This window comes from Marinobacter sp. X15-166B, assembly GCF_001752365.1.
Classification (GTDB): domain Bacteria; phylum Pseudomonadota; class Gammaproteobacteria; order Pseudomonadales; family Oleiphilaceae; genus Marinobacter.
Map to the genome: position 1 here is coordinate 244,043 of NZ_MEIY01000001.1, position 17,563 is coordinate 261,605.

The 17,563-nt window shown below is 62.3% G+C and carries 13 protein-coding genes and 1 pseudogene; 7 read left to right on the plus strand and 7 right to left on the minus strand.

Features of this window, described 5'->3' with window-relative positions; all coding sequences use genetic code 11:
- Positions 1-9: 9 nt before the first annotated feature.
- The 7 genes and pseudogenes from BG841_RS01160 to BG841_RS01190 form a co-directional block, all read right to left on the minus strand.
- The gene (locus BG841_RS01160; protein WP_070055985.1) at positions 10-864 is read right to left on the minus strand and encodes a carbon-nitrogen hydrolase family protein; all 855 of its coding nucleotides are present in this window, start codon (positions 862-864) and stop codon (positions 10-12) included.
- A gap of 10 nt (positions 865-874) precedes the next feature.
- Positions 875-4,780 (minus strand): YhdP family protein, encoded by a 3,906-nt coding sequence (locus BG841_RS01165; RefSeq protein WP_158007585.1) that lies wholly within the window; start codon positions 4,778-4,780, stop codon positions 875-877.
- Positions 4,781-4,819: 39 nt separating this feature from the next.
- The gene (gene rng / locus BG841_RS01170) at positions 4,820-6,301 is read right to left on the minus strand and encodes a ribonuclease G (RefSeq protein ID WP_070055987.1); all 1,482 of its coding nucleotides are present in this window, start codon (positions 6,299-6,301) and stop codon (positions 4,820-4,822) included.
- A 168-nt stretch (positions 6,302-6,469) separates the two neighbouring features.
- Entirely contained in the window at positions 6,470-7,078 is a 609-nt protein-coding gene (locus tag BG841_RS01175; protein WP_070055988.1) for a Maf family protein, read from the minus strand.
- An 8-nt stretch (positions 7,079-7,086) separates the two neighbouring features.
- Positions 7,087-7,563: a rod shape-determining protein MreD gene (gene mreD, locus BG841_RS16790; RefSeq protein ID WP_070055989.1), complete on the minus strand. Its 477-nt coding sequence runs from the start codon at positions 7,561-7,563 to the stop codon at positions 7,087-7,089.
- 64 nt (positions 7,564-7,627) lie between these two features.
- Positions 7,628-8,383 (minus strand): annotated as a pseudogene (mreC, locus tag BG841_RS01185) (rod shape-determining protein MreC); the annotation flags it as partial.
- 174 nt (positions 8,384-8,557) lie between these two features.
- The gene (locus BG841_RS01190; protein WP_070058628.1) at positions 8,558-9,598 is read right to left on the minus strand and encodes a rod shape-determining protein; all 1,041 of its coding nucleotides are present in this window, start codon (positions 9,596-9,598) and stop codon (positions 8,558-8,560) included.
- A 261-nt stretch (positions 9,599-9,859) separates the two neighbouring features.
- On the opposite strand from BG841_RS01190, the gene gatC reads away from it, so the two are divergent.
- The 7 genes from gatC to BG841_RS01225 all read left to right on the plus strand — a co-directional run bounded on the left by gatC (position 9,860) and on the right by BG841_RS01225 (position 17,526).
- Positions 9,860-10,147 (plus strand): Asp-tRNA(Asn)/Glu-tRNA(Gln) amidotransferase subunit GatC, encoded by a 288-nt coding sequence (gatC, locus tag BG841_RS01195; RefSeq protein WP_070055990.1) that lies wholly within the window; start codon positions 9,860-9,862, stop codon positions 10,145-10,147.
- 81 nt (positions 10,148-10,228) lie between these two features.
- On the plus strand, positions 10,229-11,674 hold the full coding sequence (gatA, locus tag BG841_RS01200; protein ID WP_070055991.1) for an Asp-tRNA(Asn)/Glu-tRNA(Gln) amidotransferase subunit GatA: 1,446 nt from the start codon (positions 10,229-10,231) through the stop codon (positions 11,672-11,674).
- Between the two features lie 26 nt (positions 11,675-11,700).
- Complete coding sequence (gatB, locus tag BG841_RS01205) at positions 11,701-13,152, plus strand: Asp-tRNA(Asn)/Glu-tRNA(Gln) amidotransferase subunit GatB (protein ID WP_070055992.1); 1,452 nt, start codon at positions 11,701-11,703, stop codon at positions 13,150-13,152.
- A gap of 177 nt (positions 13,153-13,329) precedes the next feature.
- Positions 13,330-13,749 carry a PilZ domain-containing protein gene (locus BG841_RS01210; protein ID WP_070055993.1) on the plus strand — a complete coding sequence of 140 codons (420 nt, stop codon included), beginning with the start codon at positions 13,330-13,332 and terminating at the stop codon, positions 13,747-13,749.
- A gap of 137 nt (positions 13,750-13,886) precedes the next feature.
- On the plus strand, positions 13,887-14,795 hold the full coding sequence (cysD, locus tag BG841_RS01215; RefSeq protein ID WP_070055994.1) for a sulfate adenylyltransferase subunit CysD: 909 nt from the start codon (positions 13,887-13,889) through the stop codon (positions 14,793-14,795).
- Between the two features lie 46 nt (positions 14,796-14,841).
- Complete coding sequence (cysN, locus tag BG841_RS01220) at positions 14,842-16,500, plus strand: sulfate adenylyltransferase subunit CysN (RefSeq protein WP_070055995.1); 1,659 nt, start codon at positions 14,842-14,844, stop codon at positions 16,498-16,500.
- Between the two features lie 3 nt (positions 16,501-16,503).
- On the plus strand, positions 16,504-17,526 hold the full coding sequence (locus BG841_RS01225) for a nucleoid-associated protein (RefSeq protein ID WP_070055996.1): 1,023 nt from the start codon (positions 16,504-16,506) through the stop codon (positions 17,524-17,526).
- The last annotated feature ends 37 nt before the right edge of the window (positions 17,527-17,563 follow it).

The following is a 17,563-nucleotide window of genomic DNA, read 5'->3' on the forward strand; positions in this document are numbered from 1 at the left end:
CCGCGGCTGTCACCACCGCAGGCGGCGGTGCTCCCACACCGGCATGCGCGTCCGCAGGTCGGCCAGGCGGGCCAGATCCACATCGGCGCTGACCAGTCCCGCCCCTTCCGCCATTTCGGCCACCACCGTGCCCCAGGGATCCGCGATCAGCGAGTGCCCGTAGGTATGCCGGCGATCGCTGTTGTGCCCGCCCTGCCCGGCGGCGACCACATAGACCTGATTCTCAATGGCCCGGGCGCGGATCAGGGCGTGCCAGTGGGCGGCTCCGGTCAGGTAGGTAAAGGCACTGGGCAGGGACACCCAATCCACCCCCTTGTCCCGCAACCCGCGAAACAACTCCGGGAAACGCAGGTCGTAGCAGATCGCCAACCCGAGCACGCCGGCCGGGGTCTCCACGCTCACCAGGGTGTCCCCGGGTTCGAAGGCATCGGACTCCCGGTACTGCCCCTGCGCGTCGCCCACCGTGGCGTCGAACAGGTGAATCTTGTCATACCGGGCCATCTCGTTACCCCGGTCGTCGACCACAAAACAGCTGGCCCTGACCCGTTCTTCCAACGCGGTACCGTCGGGGCGGGACGCTATGGGCAGGGAACCGCCCACAATCCACAACCCCAGGCGCCGGGCCTGCTCCCGCAGAAACCCGCGGATGTCGCCGGTTTCCTGCTGCTCCCGTGTTCCTTGGGCCTGCATTTTCGAGGTCTGCAGCAAGGCGAAATTCTCGGGCAACACCGCCACCCGGATGCCTTGCCCGGCGGCGGCCTCAAGCAGCCGCGCAGCCTCCGCCAGATTGGCCTCCAGATCGTAACCACTGACCATCTGAATGGCCCCCACGCTGGCCACTCCCTGCATGACTGAGCTGGTCATAACTGCCTCCTTATCGATCGGTATCGAAGACACCCCGCAGGCGAACGTCCGGGGCGCTCCAGGTACCCTTTACATTGTAGGTAGCGCTGGTCAGTTTGCTCAACGGGTCTCCCAGCACTTTATCCAGGACGAAGAGCGCGCCGCCGATGGGTGCGGAGGCGCCCATCAGCAGCGCCGCCAGCGGCAAATTCTTGGTCAGCGGCAACACCACCACCAGGCGCATGTCCAGAGTCTCCGCGTTCAGATCGGTCACCCCGGAGACTTTAAACGCCCCGGACGGCCCGACGATTTGCAGTTCCGGGTCCCAGCGGAGCACCCCGGATTGCAGCACCGCCTTGCCGGACAGGGCGTCGAAGGCCACACCGGCCTCGTAAAGGTCGGAAAAATCGAGTTGCAGCCGTCGCCACAGGGTGTCCGCATTCAGGATGTTGAAAATCCGGAACAGCTGCGCCGACTTGTTGCTTTGCAAAATCTTGCCGTTTTCCAGGCGGATACTGGCGTCACCCCGCAGTCGCGCCAGGGCAAACTCGTCCGGACGCCCGGGCCAGGCCAGATCCAGCACCAGATCGCTTTTCTTGCTGTTGAGAGGGAAGCCATCCTGCACCAGTCTGGACAAGTCCCCCAAATTACCCCCGGCCAGCTGACCCGTCAGGCGGGTGGTTTCGGTGCCGCTGGCAATGCCCCAGCGCAGCTCACCGTTGAAAACCAGCGACCCCAGCGTGCCCTGGATCGCGTCCACCGCCAGCACCTCCGCTTCCGGCCTCAGCCTGAAGGTCCAGCGGCCCAACTCCCCCTCACCCCATAGCAGGCTGTCAATGTTCACGTCCACCTCGGGCCAGCCCTCCATCGCCAGGGCGCGGAAAGTGTCGATCCGCTGCGCCCCGGTCAACTCCGGCGCCTCCGCAGCGGCCTCCGCAGCGCCAGCCAGCAACCGGAGCCGGTGAAAGTCTGCGGTAACCGGCTCCTGCTGGTTCAGAGGCAACGCGATCCGGCCGCTGGCCTGCTCGGACTCGGCGTCGATCAACCAGCGCCCCGACTGCAAGCGGGCGCTCAGCGTCACGTCCGGGAACACTCGCCCGCCAACCACGAGCCGGGCCACCGTCAGCTGGATCCTGTTCAGCCAGCGTTCAAGCGCGCCACTGGCCGCCAGACCCGTGGGCGCACCGCCCCCCGCACGTTCCGAAGCCGTGTCCGGGAACAAGCCGCCGATCTGGCGCCCCCACTCACTGACGTCCAGGGTCCCGAGCCCCCCGGACAGGATCAGCCCGGGGCGGTCCGGCAACTCCGCCGCCTGGGCCCCGAGCACGATCCGGCCCCGATCAAACTCGCCCTCCACCCAGCGCGACCGGAACGCCAGCCGCTGATCCCAGACACCCGCCAGCACAAGGCCGGCCGGGTCGCCCCAGTCAATGACCGCCCGCAGCGGGGTCACCGCGGCCGCCCGTTTGGACAAGGGTTGGGGCCAGTCCACCTCGGTGCCGACCAGACTGGAATAAACGGCCACCCGGGTTACCGAATCGGCGGCTACATTCAAGCGGGCGGTGTAGGACAGGTCCCCGTGCACACCCGGGTTCAGATGATCAGGCAACGCCAGCGCAGCGGCTATATCCGCCATCGTCAAGCGGCCCGTCTGAGCGATACTCACTGCGCCGGTGTCCGGGTGCTCGGTGAACCCCACCGTCACCGGCTGGCCCATAAATCGGGCGGCCAGGGTATCATCAGTGAATCCTTCGCCGGTGCTGTAGCGGACCCTGCCGGTGATATCGGCCCACTCCAGATTGGCGGCCGGCACCCTGAGTGCGCCCTGGTTGGCGCTGACCGTCACCCCGACCCGGGGCGCCTGATCGCGTCCCAGGGGAAGATCGAGCTGCAGATCCAGCCGATACTCGCCGCTGAGGGTCAGGTGTTCGGCGGCTTCGCCCGCGTATGATTTCAGCGGGCTGTGGGTCAGCCAATAAGGCACATCCGTGCCGGCGAAGGGGGCCGCGGCGTTGACCTGCAAATCCACCCCGTCGGGCCCGGTGACCAGCTCGACCACGCTGGGCTCGAGGGTCAGTCCGCCGGTTTGGCCGGCGTCGAGGGTGATCTGCGCATTGGTCCCCTGTACCCTGACCAGCCCCCGGGCGTCGGTGACCGCAGGCCACCGCTCATCGTATTGGACCCTGGCATCACGGAACCGATAATACATCGCGGAGGTGAACGCCCCCGGCGGTGCGTCCCGGCCGATCTGCCCGTGACCGTAATACGTTCCCCGCTCGATAACCCCTGCGGTCACCGCCCCGGTCAGCCAGTCGTACAGTGTCCGGTTCACCACCCGGGCGGGTACAAAATCCGCCAGCATACTGGCCTGGCCGTTTTCCACCGCCACCCGCAAACCAAGGTTGTGTTCCCCCTCCCGGTCCAGACGCAGATCGAACCCCCCGCTCAGGCGGGTATGTTCGCCGTACGCCACCTGGATGTCATCGGCGAACACCCGCACCACAGGCCATTCCAGCGACCAGGCCACTTCGGCCTGCAGATGGCGTACCTGCCAGGTGTCGAGAAACAGATCCGGAAACCCCAGCTCCACGTCGGAACTGTCGACCCTGACCATGCCGCCCCGGTGGTCAACCAGCAGGTTACCGCTCAGTCCGCGCCCCGCAGGCGCGCCGTGAAACGACGCCGCGCTGACGTCGCTGAACTCGGCTTGCAGCCGGAACTCGCGGCCGGCCGCCGGTGCCAGCGTCAACTGCATGGTATCGAGGGTACCGGCAGGCTGATGCCCGGCCAGCGCCCGCTCCGCCGCCTCGGGCAGCACCGCCACGGCGGTGGCCAGCCTGGCCAGCGGCCGCAGCGGTACCCGTTGAGCGTCAACCCGCCACTGGTCGCCCTCCGTGCGGATTATCAGATCGCTGCCGGAGGCCTGCTCGCCCAACCAGCGCCAGCTCAGGTTGCGGACGTGCAGCTCTCCCGCCAGGGGCCTGCCCGTTTCCGTCCGCTTCCAGCCAAAATCGGCGCTCAGGTTTTCGATCGGCGCCAGGGATTCGTTGCCCGCGTCCAGCTGCAAATAGGGGGTGCGCAGCTGGCCACTGAGTTGCTGCAGCTGACCGCGCGCAAAGGTCAACCAGGCGCGGCCCCCCAGATCCATGCCCATCACCCGTAAACCACGCCAGCGGTAACCCTCCAGCAAGCCGTCCAACAGGCGCCCGGAACTGACCTCCACATAAACCCCACCGTTAAAATCGCCGCGGAAAAAGTGCTGCCCCCGCAAGGCGAAGCTGGCCAGTTGTTCGGTGGTTCCGGAACGCATGGCGCGGCCGTGCGCATAAAACAGGCCACCCTCGTAACGCAGATCCAGCTGGGGTATGTCCACGTATTTCGATTCGTCGGCGGTGCGGATGGTCAGCCGGATGCGGGTAATGCGGACGGCGGGATCGGACAGCCAGGCGCCGGCGATGTCCAGCCACTCGGCCACTTTCGGGAGGTCGGTTGGCGTGTCGGGCAAGCCGTCGGTGCTGAGGCCATCGCCGGGGTTATGTTGCACGGCTAGATCCAGGGAGTCGGCTTCGAATTCGGCCAGCACTATGCGGAAACGCAGCAGCGACGCCAGGCTGTCGAGACGCAGCCGCAAATGATCCAGAGAAGCGGAGCCTTCATCTCCCACCTGCACATGACGCGCTTCCAGCACCGGGTCGAGCCATTCCCAGCGCGCGCTCAGCCGGCCGATGGTGACCGGCTGACCGAGTGCGGCCGACAGGCGGGCAGCAATTTCGGGGCGAAAGTCATCCACATGCTGCGCAAGCTGGCGCCCGATGCCGGCGTACAGCGCCAGCAGCACCAGAACAACGACCAGAGACCACCACACCGCGGTGGCCCCCCGGTACACCGCGCGCACCAGCGGGCCGGGCAGCTCCTGTTGCGGGCCGCTGTCAGCCACGGTCACCCGGGACCGGCCCACCGCTCTGCTGCGCCCGGGTCACAGGAGCACCACATCGTACTGCTCCTGGCTGTAAAACGGCTCGACCTGAAAGCGGATGGCCTTGCTGATAAAGGTTTCCAGATCGGCCACGTTGTCAGATTCCTCATCCAGCAAGCGGTCAATCACACTTTGCGACGCCATGACCAGATAGCTTTCCGCTTCGTAGGCCCGATTGACCCGCAGGATCTCGCGGAATATTTCGAAGCACACGGTTTCACTGGTTTTCAGAAACCCCCGACCGTCGCAAATCGGGCAGGGTTCACACAACACCTGCCCCAGACTTTCGGTGGTGCGCTTGCGGGTCATTTCCACCAGCCCCAACTCCGACACGCCGGTGATCTTGGTTTTGGCGTGGTCCCGCTCCAGCATCTTTTCCAGCATGCGCAACACCTGGCGCTGATGCTCCGGGTCTTCCATGTCGATGAAATCGATGATGATGATGCCACCCAGATTACGCAAGCGCAGCTGCCGGCTGATGGCGCGGGCCGCCTCCAGGTTGGTCTTGAAGATGGTTTCTTCGAGGTTGCGGTGACCCACAAACGCCCCGGTATTGATGTCGATGGTGGTCATCGCTTCGGTCTGATCGATGATCACGTAACCACCGGACTTCAGCTGCACCTTGCGGCTGAGGGCCCGCTGAATTTCATCTTCCACACTGTAGAGGTCAAATATGGGCCGTTCGCCCGGGTAATACTCCACCTTGTCGGAGAACTCGGCGACGAACTCGTTCACAAACTCCATCACCTTCTGATAGCTTTCCCGGCTGTCTATGCGCACTTTTTCGGTCTGCGGCCGAATCAGATCCCGGATGGTGCGGATGAACAGGGGCAGATCCTCATAGATGACATCGTTGCCCGACACCCGGTTGATGCGTTCGTGGATCGAGTGGCTCAGGCGATGCAGGTACTTCATGTCGCCAATCAGGTCTTCCGGCGTGGCCGATTCGGCCGCGGTACGGATGATGAACCCGGCCGACATGTCCGGCATGTCGGCGGCCGCCTCTTCCACAATGCCCTTCAGACGGGCGCGCTCGACTTCGTCTTCGATGCGCTGGGAAATGCCGATGTGGTTCATCTCCGGCATGAACACCAGGTAGCGGGAGGGAATGGACAGCTGGGTGGTCAGCCGGGCGCCTTTGGTGCCGATGGGGTCTTTGGTCACCTGTACCACCAGCGACTGGCCTTCCCGAAGCAGGCTGCGGATGTCCGGCACCACCCGCGACGGCGTGGCCGTGTCGGCATCCGCCAGCTGGCTGGTGACCACATCCGAGGCGTGGATGAACGCGGCCCGCGCCAGCCCGATGTCCACAAAGGCAGCCTCCATACCCGGCAGCACCCGGACCACCTTGCCCCGGTAGATGTTACCGACAATGCCTTTGCGGCTGGCCCTTTCAATGTATGCCTCTTGCAACATGCCGTTTTCAACCAGCGCCACACGGGTCTCAACGGGGGTCACGTTGATCAGAATTTCTTCACTCACAGAGGCTCTCCTTGTTACCTGTTTTTCTCAGCAGCCTGCCGGACCCGACCGATCGAGCGAGGGCAAGTTCACACCGGGGCAGCTGTTAAGCTCTTTTGAGGCGAACCGTGGTTCTGTTGATCGACAAGAGCCTGAAGCGATGACCGATACCGGCGTTTTTGCCGGCAATCAGCGTTCCGTCCGACAGGCTGCCGGCCAGCTTTGCCACACCGGTGCACCACTGTCTTCCAGTAATTCCGCGGTGACATCGACCGGCAAGCCCACCACAGCGCTGTAATTTCCCTGCAGTTCTTCAACAAAGATACCACCCAGCCCCTGAATACCATAGGAACCGGCTTTGTCCATCGGCTCCCCGGTGGCCACGTAGGCGCGGATCTGGGCCTCGGACAGGGTCCGCATGCGCACCTCGGTGCTGACCAGTCGCGTGGTGCAGCCGGTCGCACTGGCCAGGGCAATGGCGGTCATCACCGTGTGAGTCTGACCCGACAGGCGCCGCAGGGTATCCCTGGCGTCTGCGGCATCGACCGGTTTGCCCAGGATGCACCCGTCCAGCACCACCGACGTGTCGGCACCCAACACCCGCACACCGGGGTCGGCGGCCGCGCGATACCCCGCCACGGCCTTGTCGTGGGCCAGGCGGACCACATACTCGCGCGGAGGCTCTGCCGGCATGGGGGTCTCGTCAATACCCACCGGGCAGACCGTAAACGCCAACCCCATCTGGCGGAGCAGTTCAGCGCGGCGCGGTGATGCAGAAGCCAATACGAGTGGATGCATGGGGGGCCCTATCCAAGTTTTCTGTTGAGGTTGTCCAGCAACACACACAGCGGCGGCCAGATGACTGCGCTGGTGAATGCCGGCCACAGGTAACTGAAACCCGCGTCGTCGGCTCCCAGCACCTGTTTGATGAAGTGCACCAGCATCTGATTGATACCCAGCACCAGAAACACCAGCAAACACTGCTGCGGCAGGGGGAACATGCGCAACCGCTGCTGGGTGGTCAGCACCAGAAAGGCGACCAGCGCCATGGCCATGGCATTGACCCCCAGCGGGGTAGCTTCAAGCACGTCCAGCAACAACCCCAACACCCAGGCGCCGACGATGCCAAACTGGGCCGGGGCCCGGAAGGTCCAGTAAAAGACCATCAAACCCAGCCATTCCGGCCGGAACTGGAACCAGCCCACCGGAAACCAGGCAATACTCATCACCAGCGCCAGCAGAATGCTCACACCGAACACCGGATAACTGATAATGGACAGCATCAGTCGACGCCCCCCCATCCGGCCCACCCGTGCGATCCGCCGTTTGCGCGCCGCCGAACACAATCAACACCAGATGACTGCGATTGAGTTGTGCCAGCGGGGTGGCATCAATCCTCATGAAGGATTCACCGGGATCCTTGAGCACCCGGCTCACCCTGGCCACCGGATAGCCACGGGGAAAGCGTCCCCCCAGCCCGGAACTGACCAGCACGTCGCCGTCCCGGATGTCCGAGGTATCCGGCACATGCACCAGTTCCAGGGAGGTGATGTCGCCATTCCCCAGCAGCACCGCGCGCACCCCGTTGCGCACGTTCTCCACCGGTACCGCATGGCTGCTGTCCGAAATGAGCAGCACCCGGGACGTGAAACTGCTGGTTTGCACCACCTGCCCCATCAGCCCGCTGGCGTCGAGGATCGCCTGCCCTTCGCGAATGCCGTCCCGGCTGCCTTTATTGATAACCACTTCGTGGGAAAACGGATCGGGGGAGATGCTGACAATTTCCGCGACGATCACGCGGTCATCCAGCACTTCCGAGGAGTTCATCAGTCGGCGTAACTCGTTGTTTTCTGCCGCCAGTGCGGCGTATTTGAGCGCCCGTCGTTCCAGGATCAGCAAGCGCGCCTTGAGGGCTTCGTTCTCTTCCGCCAGGTCTTCACGGGTAGTGAGCAAACCGGTGACCCACTGGTTCAGTTCCGCTGGCGCGCTGCCGAGCCAGTACACCGGCGCCAGACCGGTGCCTATCATGCTGCGGACATGATCCAGCCGGGTGAAGTACGCGTCCGAGACCACCAGCACCACCGACGCCACGACCGCCAGCATCAGCCGGAATCCCGGTATCGCCCCCTGTATGAAAATACTTTTGATAACCACCCCTCCCGCCAGGGTTACAGTTTAACGAGGACAAAGCCGTGTGGCAGATACAACAACCGCCGCAGTGTTTACACACAAGCGGCGGCTGCAAGAGAAAACCATGAATCCGGAGTTACCTGGGGATCAGTAATCCTGGCTGAACATTCCGATGCCACTGCGATCGATCAGCTCCAGCGCCTTACCGCCACCGCGGGCCACGCAGGTCAGCGGATCTTCGGCAACGATCACCGGCAGGCCGGTTTCTTCGCTGATCAGTTTATCGAGACCGCGCAACAGGGCTCCGCCGCCGGTCAACACAATACCACGCTCGGCAATGTCCGAGGCCAGCTCGGGTGGAGACTGTTCCAGCGCACTTTTGATGGTTTGTACGATCTGTGCCAGGGATTCCTGCAGCGCGTCGAGAATTTCTTCGCTGTTCAGGGTGAAGGCACGGGGCACACCCTCGGCCAGATTGCGACCGCGCACATCGATTTCGCGAATTTCCAGGCCTTCGTAGGCGCAGCCGATTTCGTGCTTGATCCGCTCAGCGGTGGATTCACCGATCAGGCTGCCGTAGTTGCGGCGCACGTAAGTAACGATCGACTCGTCAAATTTGTCGCCCCCGACCCGGACCGACTCGGCGTAGACGATGCCATTCAGGGAGATGATGGCAATTTCGGTGGTGCCCCCGCCGATATCGACCACCATGGAACCGCTGGCCTCTTCGACCGGCAGCCCGGCGCCAATGGCAGCCGCCATAGGCTCTTCAATCAACAACACCTCCCGGGCGCCGGCCCCCATGGCCGATTCGCGGATCGCCTTGCGCTCGACCTGGGTCGACTTGCTGGGCACGCACACCAGCACTCGCGGGCTCGGGGTGATGAAGCTGTTTTCATGGACTTTGTGAATAAAGTGCTGCAGCATCTTTTCGGTCACCACGAAGTCGGCAATGACGCCGTCTTTCATCGGTCGGATCGCGGTGATGTTGCCGGGGGTGCGCCCCAGCATCCGTTTGGCCTCGGTCCCCACCGCGGCGACGGTTTTCTGGGAATTGCTGGTGCGGATGGCGACCACCGACGGTTCGTCCAGCACCGTGCCCCGGTCGCGGACGTAAATCAATGTGTTGGCGGTGCCCAGGTCGATGGACAGATCGCTGGAAAAAAGACCCCGTATTTTTTTAATCAACATTCGTGTTTTTCAACCTGAGAGATGCAGTCGCAAAAAGATTCGGCAACTTTAGCAGCGAGCACCCCCGCAGGCAAGGTACGATCTGGCCGGACCGGCACGCATTACGGCAACTCACACTCGCGCGGTGGGGCGAATCTGGTAACATAGCGGATCACTGTTTACCTGCCGTCTCACTGCCCGCGCGCCAATCCCGCTTGATCCGGCGGTGCGCACAAGTGCACGAGGTTACAGACATTTCATTTACCAGGGAGACTTTGTGTGGCCATTTCCCGAGAAGACATTGAAAAAGTTGCGGTGTTAGCACGCATTCAAGTCACTGATGAACAGATTGCCGGCCTGGAAACGGATCTTGGCAACATTCTGAATCTGGTTGATCAACTGCAAGCGGCGGATACCGATGCCGTTGAGCCGCTGGCGCACCCCCTGGATGCGGTCCAGCACCTGCGCGCCGATGTGGTGAGCGAAACCGATCAGCGCGACGCGTTTCAGGCGCTGGCACCGGCCACCGAAGAGGGCTTGTATCTGGTGCCCCGGGTGATTGAATAAGCACTCGCCCGGTGCGTACCGTTTCTCTTCGTGAACCCCTAGCATCACCCGACCATACCCAGGAGCTTCCCAGGAACTTCCATGCATAACAAATCCGTAGCAGAACTGTCCCGCGAACTGGAATCCGGTTCGGTCTCCAGTGTCGAACTGACCACCCATTTTCTCCAACGCATCCATGAGCTGGACGGTCATTTTAACAGCTTCATCACGGTCAGCGACGAGTCCGCCCTGGCCGCCGCTGCCGAAGCCGACGCCCGCCGCCGCCGCGGTGAAGCAACCCCCTGGACCGGCATCCCGCTGGCCCACAAGGACATCTTCTGCACCCGCGGCACCCGCACCACGGCAGCGTCCAGAATGCTGGCGGATTTCGTCCCGCCCTACGACGCCACCGTGGTCGCCAACTTCAACAAGGCCGGTGCGGTGTGCCTGGGCAAGACCAACATGGACGAATTCGCCATGGGCTCGTCCAGCGAATCCAGCTATTTTGGTGCGGTCACCAACCCCTGGGGCGAGAAGCGGGTGCCCGGCGGTTCGTCCGGCGGCTCCGCCGCTGCGGTCGCGGCCCGCCTGACCCCGGCAGCCACCGCCACCGATACCGGCGGTTCGATTCGCCAGCCGGCGGCCCTGTGCGGCATCACCGGTCTGAAATCCACCTACGGCCGCATTTCCCGGCACGGCGTGATCGCCTTTGCTTCCAGTCTGGATCAGGGCGGCACCATGGCGCTGACCGCAGAGGACAACGCCATGATGCTCAACGTCATGGCCAGCCACGACCGCCAGGATTCCACCTCCACCGACCGCGCCGTACCGGACTACACCGCCACCCTGAACGAGCCCCTCAAAGGCCTGCGCATTGGCCTGCCCCGGGAGTACTTTGCCCAGCAGCTCAATGCCGACATGGAGCAGCGGGTCCGCGAAGCGATCGCCGAATATGAAAAGCTGGGCGCCACGGTGCAGGAAGTGTCCCTGCCCCACGCCAGTCTGGCCATTGCGGCCTATTACATCATTGCCCCGGCGGAAGCCTCCACCAACCTGTCCCGGTTTGACGGGGTCCGCTACGGGTACCGCTGTGAGGAGCCGAAGGACCTGATGGATCTGTACCAGCGCACCCGGGCCGAAGGCTTTGGCGATGAGGTGAAGCGCCGCATCATGATCGGCACTTACGCGCTGTCGGCGGGTTATTTCGACGCCTATTACCTGAAAGCGCAGAAAGTCCGCCGCCTGATTCAGCAAGACTTCATCGACGCATTCAAACAGGTGGATGTGCTGATGAGTCCGGTGTCCCCCACCCCGGCGTTTATCCAGGGTGAAAAAACCCAGGACCCGGTGACCATGTACCTGGAGGACATTTTTACCGTAGCGGTCAACCTGGCGGGCATTCCCGCCATGTCGGTCCCGGCGGGCTTCGTCGACGGGCTGCCGGTGGGCCTGCAGATTCTCGGTGACTACTTCTCCGAAGCACGCCTGCTGAACGTCGCCCATCAGTTGCAGCAAGCCACCGACTGGCACCTGCACCAACCCGAGTGAACCGAGCCAACAGGAGACTAAACAGTATGCAATGGGACGTTGTGATCGGGCTCGAAATTCACGTACAGCTCGCAACCCAGACCAAAATATTTTCCGGCAGCAGCACCGCCTACGGCGCCGCGCCTAACACCCAGGCCAGTGCGGTGGATCTGGCCATGCCTGGCACCTTGCCGGTACTCAACGAGCAGGCGGTCCGCTACGCGGTGATGTTCGGCCTGGCCATCGATGCCGAGATCAACCGGCGGTCGGTGTTTGACCGCAAAAACTACTTTTACCCGGATCTGCCCAAGGGCTACCAGACCACCCAGCTGGATCACCCGGTGGTCGGCGCTGGTCATCTGGATGTGGATCTGGCCGACGGCACCAGCAAACGGGTCCGCATTCACCACGCCCACCTGGAAGAAGATGCGGGCAAGTCCCTGCACGAAGACTTTCACGGCATGACCGGCATCGATCTCAACCGCGCCGGCACGCCGCTGATCGAGGTGGTCACCGAGCCGGACATGAACTCCGCCGAAGAAGCGGTCGGCTTCGCCAGAAAACTGCACAGCCTGGTGACCTCGCTGGGCATCTGTGACGGTGACATGTCCCAAGGCTCGCTGCGCTTCGACGTGAACATCTCGCTGAAACCCAAAGGCAGCACCGTTCTGGGCACCCGCACCGAAACCAAGAACCTGAACTCGTTCCGGTTTATGGAGCAGGCCATTGCCCACGAAGTGGAGCGGCAAATGGACCTTCTGGAAGACGGCGGCCGTATCGTCCAGGAAACCCGCCTGTACAACGGCGATACCGGCGAATCCCGCTCCATGCGCTCCAAGGAGGAAGCCAACGATTACCGTTACTTCCCCTGCCCGGACCTGTTGCCGGTGGTGCTCAGCGAGGAATTCATCGAGGATGCCCGTCAGCGCCTGCCGGAACTGCCGGACGCCCGCAAGGCCCGTTTTGTCGAACAGTACGGCCTGAACGACTACGACGCCAGCCAGCTGAGCACCGACGCCCGGCTGGCGAGCTACTTTGAAGAGGTGGTCCGGCGCGGCAAAGACGCCAAACTGAGCGCCAACTGGGTTCAGGGCGAACTGTCGGCGCGCCTGAACGCCGACGAGAAGAGCATCCAGGAATCACCGGTCTCCGGCAGCCAACTGGGCGACCTGATTGTGCGCGTGGCGGACAACACCCTGTCATCGGCCGGCGCCCGCAAGGTGTTCGACGCCCTGTGGAGCGGCACCCACCAGGACGTGGACACCATCATTGCGGACCAGGGCCTGAAACAGGTTTCGGACACCGGCGCGCTGGAACAAATGGTCGATGAGGTGCTCGCCAACCTGCCGGACCAGGTGACCCAGTACCGGGCCGAAACCGACGCCAACAAACGCAAACGGCTGCTGGGTGGCTTTATGGGACCGCTGATGAAAGCCTCGAAAGGGCAAGGCAACCCCAAATTGTTCACGGAGATTCTGCGCAGCAAACTGGAAGGCTGAGTGCCCGGCTGACACCGACTGATGGGTTGCGGGGTGCGATGAGCGCCCTGCAGCCCATATTCCGATTTTAGTTGTCATTATTTCCTCAAAACCTGACGTGAGTCACGACAGGCGCCTTGCTGGGTATATATCAAATACTTAGAATCCAATGACCCTCATCCACCGCTAAGTGTTTCGATGAACCCAGTGATCGCCAAGCCCAATCTTCGCAGCCAGCAGCGTGTTGACAGCCGTGTTGACGTCACCCTCATCACTGCGGATGGTGCCTCGGTGCAATGTGCAACGGCCAATCTGTCCCGCAGCGGCATCATGGTGCACTGCGATCTGCCGGCCTATCAGACCCTGCTCCCGCAACAGATCTCCCCGGCCCCCGGAAACTGGGTACCGGTGGCGACGAAACTGTTCATTCCCGTGGTGGCCAGCCAGATTGTCTGCATCGAAGCCGAGGGGCACATGGTCAATCTGCGGCGCATCGCCCGCAACGACTTCTACATCGGCATCCAGTTCAAGCAATTCAAAGGCAACGGCTTCGACTACCTCAGCCAGTATGTCCGGCGCTTGCTGGTGCCGCTCGAAAACCTCCCCAACACGGACTGACCAAACGGCTGCACGGCCCCCGGTCGTAACGGCATATTGTTATAGCGTAAAGCTCTAGCTCAGAGCTTTCTTATGCCGCCATCCCGCTGATATAGTTGCGTTCTTCACACGCCTACAGACAGCGGTAACAGCCTACGATGACCACCTACAACCTGACCCATCTCAAGCAGCTGGAAGCGGAAAGCATCCATATCATCCGGGAAGTCGCTGCCGAGTTTGATAACCCGGTCATGCTCTATTCCATTGGCAAGGATTCGGCCGTCATGCTGCACCTGGCGCGCAAGGCCTTCGCTCCCGGCAAACCGCCGTTTCCGCTGATGCACGTGGACACCACCTGGAAATTCCAGGAAATGATCGCGTTCCGCGACCAGCAGGTGAAAAAACACGGCTTCGAACTGATTGTCCACATCAATGAAGACGGCGTGCGCCAGGGCATAGGCCCCTTTACCCACGGCAGTGCCAAGCATACCGACATCATGAAAACCCAGGGGCTGAAGCAGGCCCTGGACAAATACAAATTTGATGCCGCCTTTGGCGGAGCCCGCCGGGATGAAGAAAAGTCCCGCGCCAAAGAGCGGGTCTACTCGTTTCGCGACGAGTACCATCGCTGGGACCCCAAAAACCAGCGGCCGGAGTTGTGGAACCTGTACAACGGCAAGGTCAACAAAGGCGAAAGCATTCGCGTGTTCCCGCTGTCCAACTGGACCGAACTGGACATCTGGCAGTACATCTATCTGGAAAACATCGACATAGTGCCGCTGTATTTTTCCGCCGTACGTCCGGTGGTCGAGCGTGACGGCACGCTGATCATGGTGGACGACGAGCGCATGCCGCTCAAAGCAGGCGAAACGCCGATGATGAAGTCGGTGCGGTTCCGCACCCTGGGGTGCTACCCGCTGACCGGTGCCATCGAATCCACGGCAACCACCTTGCCCGACATTATTCAGGAAATGCTGCTGGCCACCAGCTCCGAACGGCAAGGCCGGGTGATCGACCACGACTCCGCCGGCTCCATGGAGCAGAAAAAACGGGAAGGTTATTTTTAAGGGCACCACGCAGCCGATTCACCATTTAGCCAGACGGACACCAGTTATGTCGCACCAATCAAATCTTATCGCCGAAGACATCCAGTCTTATCTGAAGCAGCATGAGAACAAGCAGCTGCTGCGCCTGCTCACCTGCGGCAGTGTGGATGACGGTAAAAGCACGCTGATCGGCCGCCTGCTGCACGATACCAAGATGATCTACGAAGACCACATGGCCAGCCTGAAAACCGACAGCGCCAAGCTGGGCACCACCGGCGAAAAGCTGGATCTGGCGTTGCTGGTGGATGGCTTGCAGGCCGAACGTGAACAAGGCATCACCATTGATGTGGCCTATCGCTATTTTTCCACCGACCAGCGCAAATTCATCATCGCCGATACCCCGGGACACGAACAGTACACCCGCAACATGGCTACCGGTGCATCCACCGCCCAGCTGGCTATTGTGATGATCGACGCCCGCCACGGGGTGATGACGCAAACCCGCCGGCATTCGTTCATCGCCTCACTGCTGGGCATTCGCCACATCGTGGTCGCTGTGAACAAGATGGACTTGGTGGATTTCAGCGAAGCCCGCTTCAACGAGATCCGGCAGGAGTACCTCGCCTTCGCTGCGCAGCTCGGCCTCGCCGACGTGCATTTTGTGCCCATGTCCGCGCTGGAAGGCGACAATGTGGTCAACCGCAGCGTGCACACGCCCTGGTTCGACGGCCAGTCGCTGATGGAGATCCTGGAATCCGTGGAAGTGGCGAAAGATAAAGACCTCGAGCATTTCCGCTTTCCGGTGCAATACGTCAATCGTCCCAATCTGGACTTCCGCGGATTTTGCGGCACCCTTGCCTCGGGAGTCATTCGCCCGGGCGATGAGGTCATGGCCCTGCCCTCACGGCGCACCAGCCGGGTCAAGCAGGTGGTCAGCTTCGAAGGCGCGATGGCCGAGGCCTATACCGACCAGGCCGTTACCCTGACCCTCGAGGATGAAATCGACATCAGCCGGGGTGACATGCTGGTCAAACCGGACGACCTGCCGGAAATCGGCAACCGCTTCAACGCCAACATCGTGTGGATGGCCGATGCGCCCCTGGAAACCGGACGCCTGTACGACATCAAGCTGGGCCCGGCGTTAACCTCCGGCACGGTGCGCCGGATTGTGCACCGCACCGACGTCAATACCCTGCAACAACACCCCGAGCCGGCGGTGCTGGCCCTCAACGAGATCGGTCTGTGCGAGCTGACCCTTAGCCAACCAGTGGCATTCGATATATACTCGCGCAACCACGCGACCGGCAGTTTCATCATCATCGACCGCCTTACCAACGTCACCATTGGGGCCGGCATGATCGCCAGCACCGCCACCAGCAAGCTGTCGACCGCCCCCCTCAGCGCAGAGGAACGGCAGCGCCGGCTGGCCCAGAAGCCCGCCATCATTGCCTGTCAGGGGGCCTCCGCTGCCGCAGTGGCGGTGGCCGTCGAGCGGTTGTTGTTCGACCTGGGCAAGACCACGGTGGCGCTTGATGAGCACAGCGCCGGCAATGACGCAGACCGGCGGCGCACGGCGCAGCTGCTCTGCGCCCACGGTCTGATCGCCATAGTTGTCAATATTGATAGTCGCGTGGCCACGGCTTCAGTATCGGCAGACAGCGACGACGCAGTCGCTGCCGCCGCACATGAACTCATACACGGTTTGATTCGGGATAAACTCATCTGATCCATGGCCATTAAACAGCTCCGCATCTGCTTTTCCAGTCAGCTCCAGCCGGGACAACCGGCCCGCATCACCCCCGGCAGTCCCCTGCAGGACCCCGGGGGTGATTACGAAGCCCTGCACAAACAAATGAAACGTTTGTTCAACAGCAAACCCGGTAAAAAATACGGGCGATTCTCGGAGGATATCGGCGAATGCCCCTTTGGCAGCTGGCTGAAAGAGTATCAAGAAGGCCGCCAGAGTTTCGAATCCCTGAGCAATCGCCTGTTTGGCCAGTGGCAGGAACTGCTTCACGGCGCCCAGGAAGAACATCAGGGCCACCTGCTGCTGGTTCACGAGGCGCTGGCGGACAGCGACGTGGTGTACCTGTTGGTGGTGGAAAGCGACAGTGCCCTGCGTTTCGATCACCAGCAGGCGCTGGACGCCACCGACGTGATCAGCCTGTCCCGGCTGAATCTGGCGGTGCGGGTCGACCTCGATGCCTGGACGGACGATCCGGACAGCAATTACCTGACTCTGGTGCACGCCCGGGGCACGGCCGAAGCGGGTGACCTGTTCATCCGCCTGTGCGGGTTCACCAATCAGGTGGATGTGGAACAGGAAACCATCACTTTTCTCGATGCGGTCGAAGCCTTCGCGCGCCAGTCCGGGCAACCGGAAGAAGCCGGCGAGGTGCGCAGCCGCGCCTACGAGTTCTGCAAGGAACAACACGCCCTGGGCGAACCCGTGGCGATCGAAGCCCTGTCCGGCTATCTGGACGAAGACCAGCCGGAGCGCTTCACAGAATTTGCCGCCAGCGCCCAGGACCTGCCGGCGGACACCGTGTTGCATCCGGACCACCGCAAAGTCAGAAAGCTGGTGCGCATCGCCGGCTCCGGCGGTGGCATGAGCGTGTCCTTCTCCTCAGACCTGGTCAATCAGGCGGTTTACTACGACCGCGAGCAGGACGCGCTCACCATCACCCGCCTGCCGAAAGCGTTACGGGAACAACTGCAACGCTATCTGGAAGACCGCGACAACCAACATTAAATACTGGTTGCCGATTGATCACCCCGCTATAATGCCC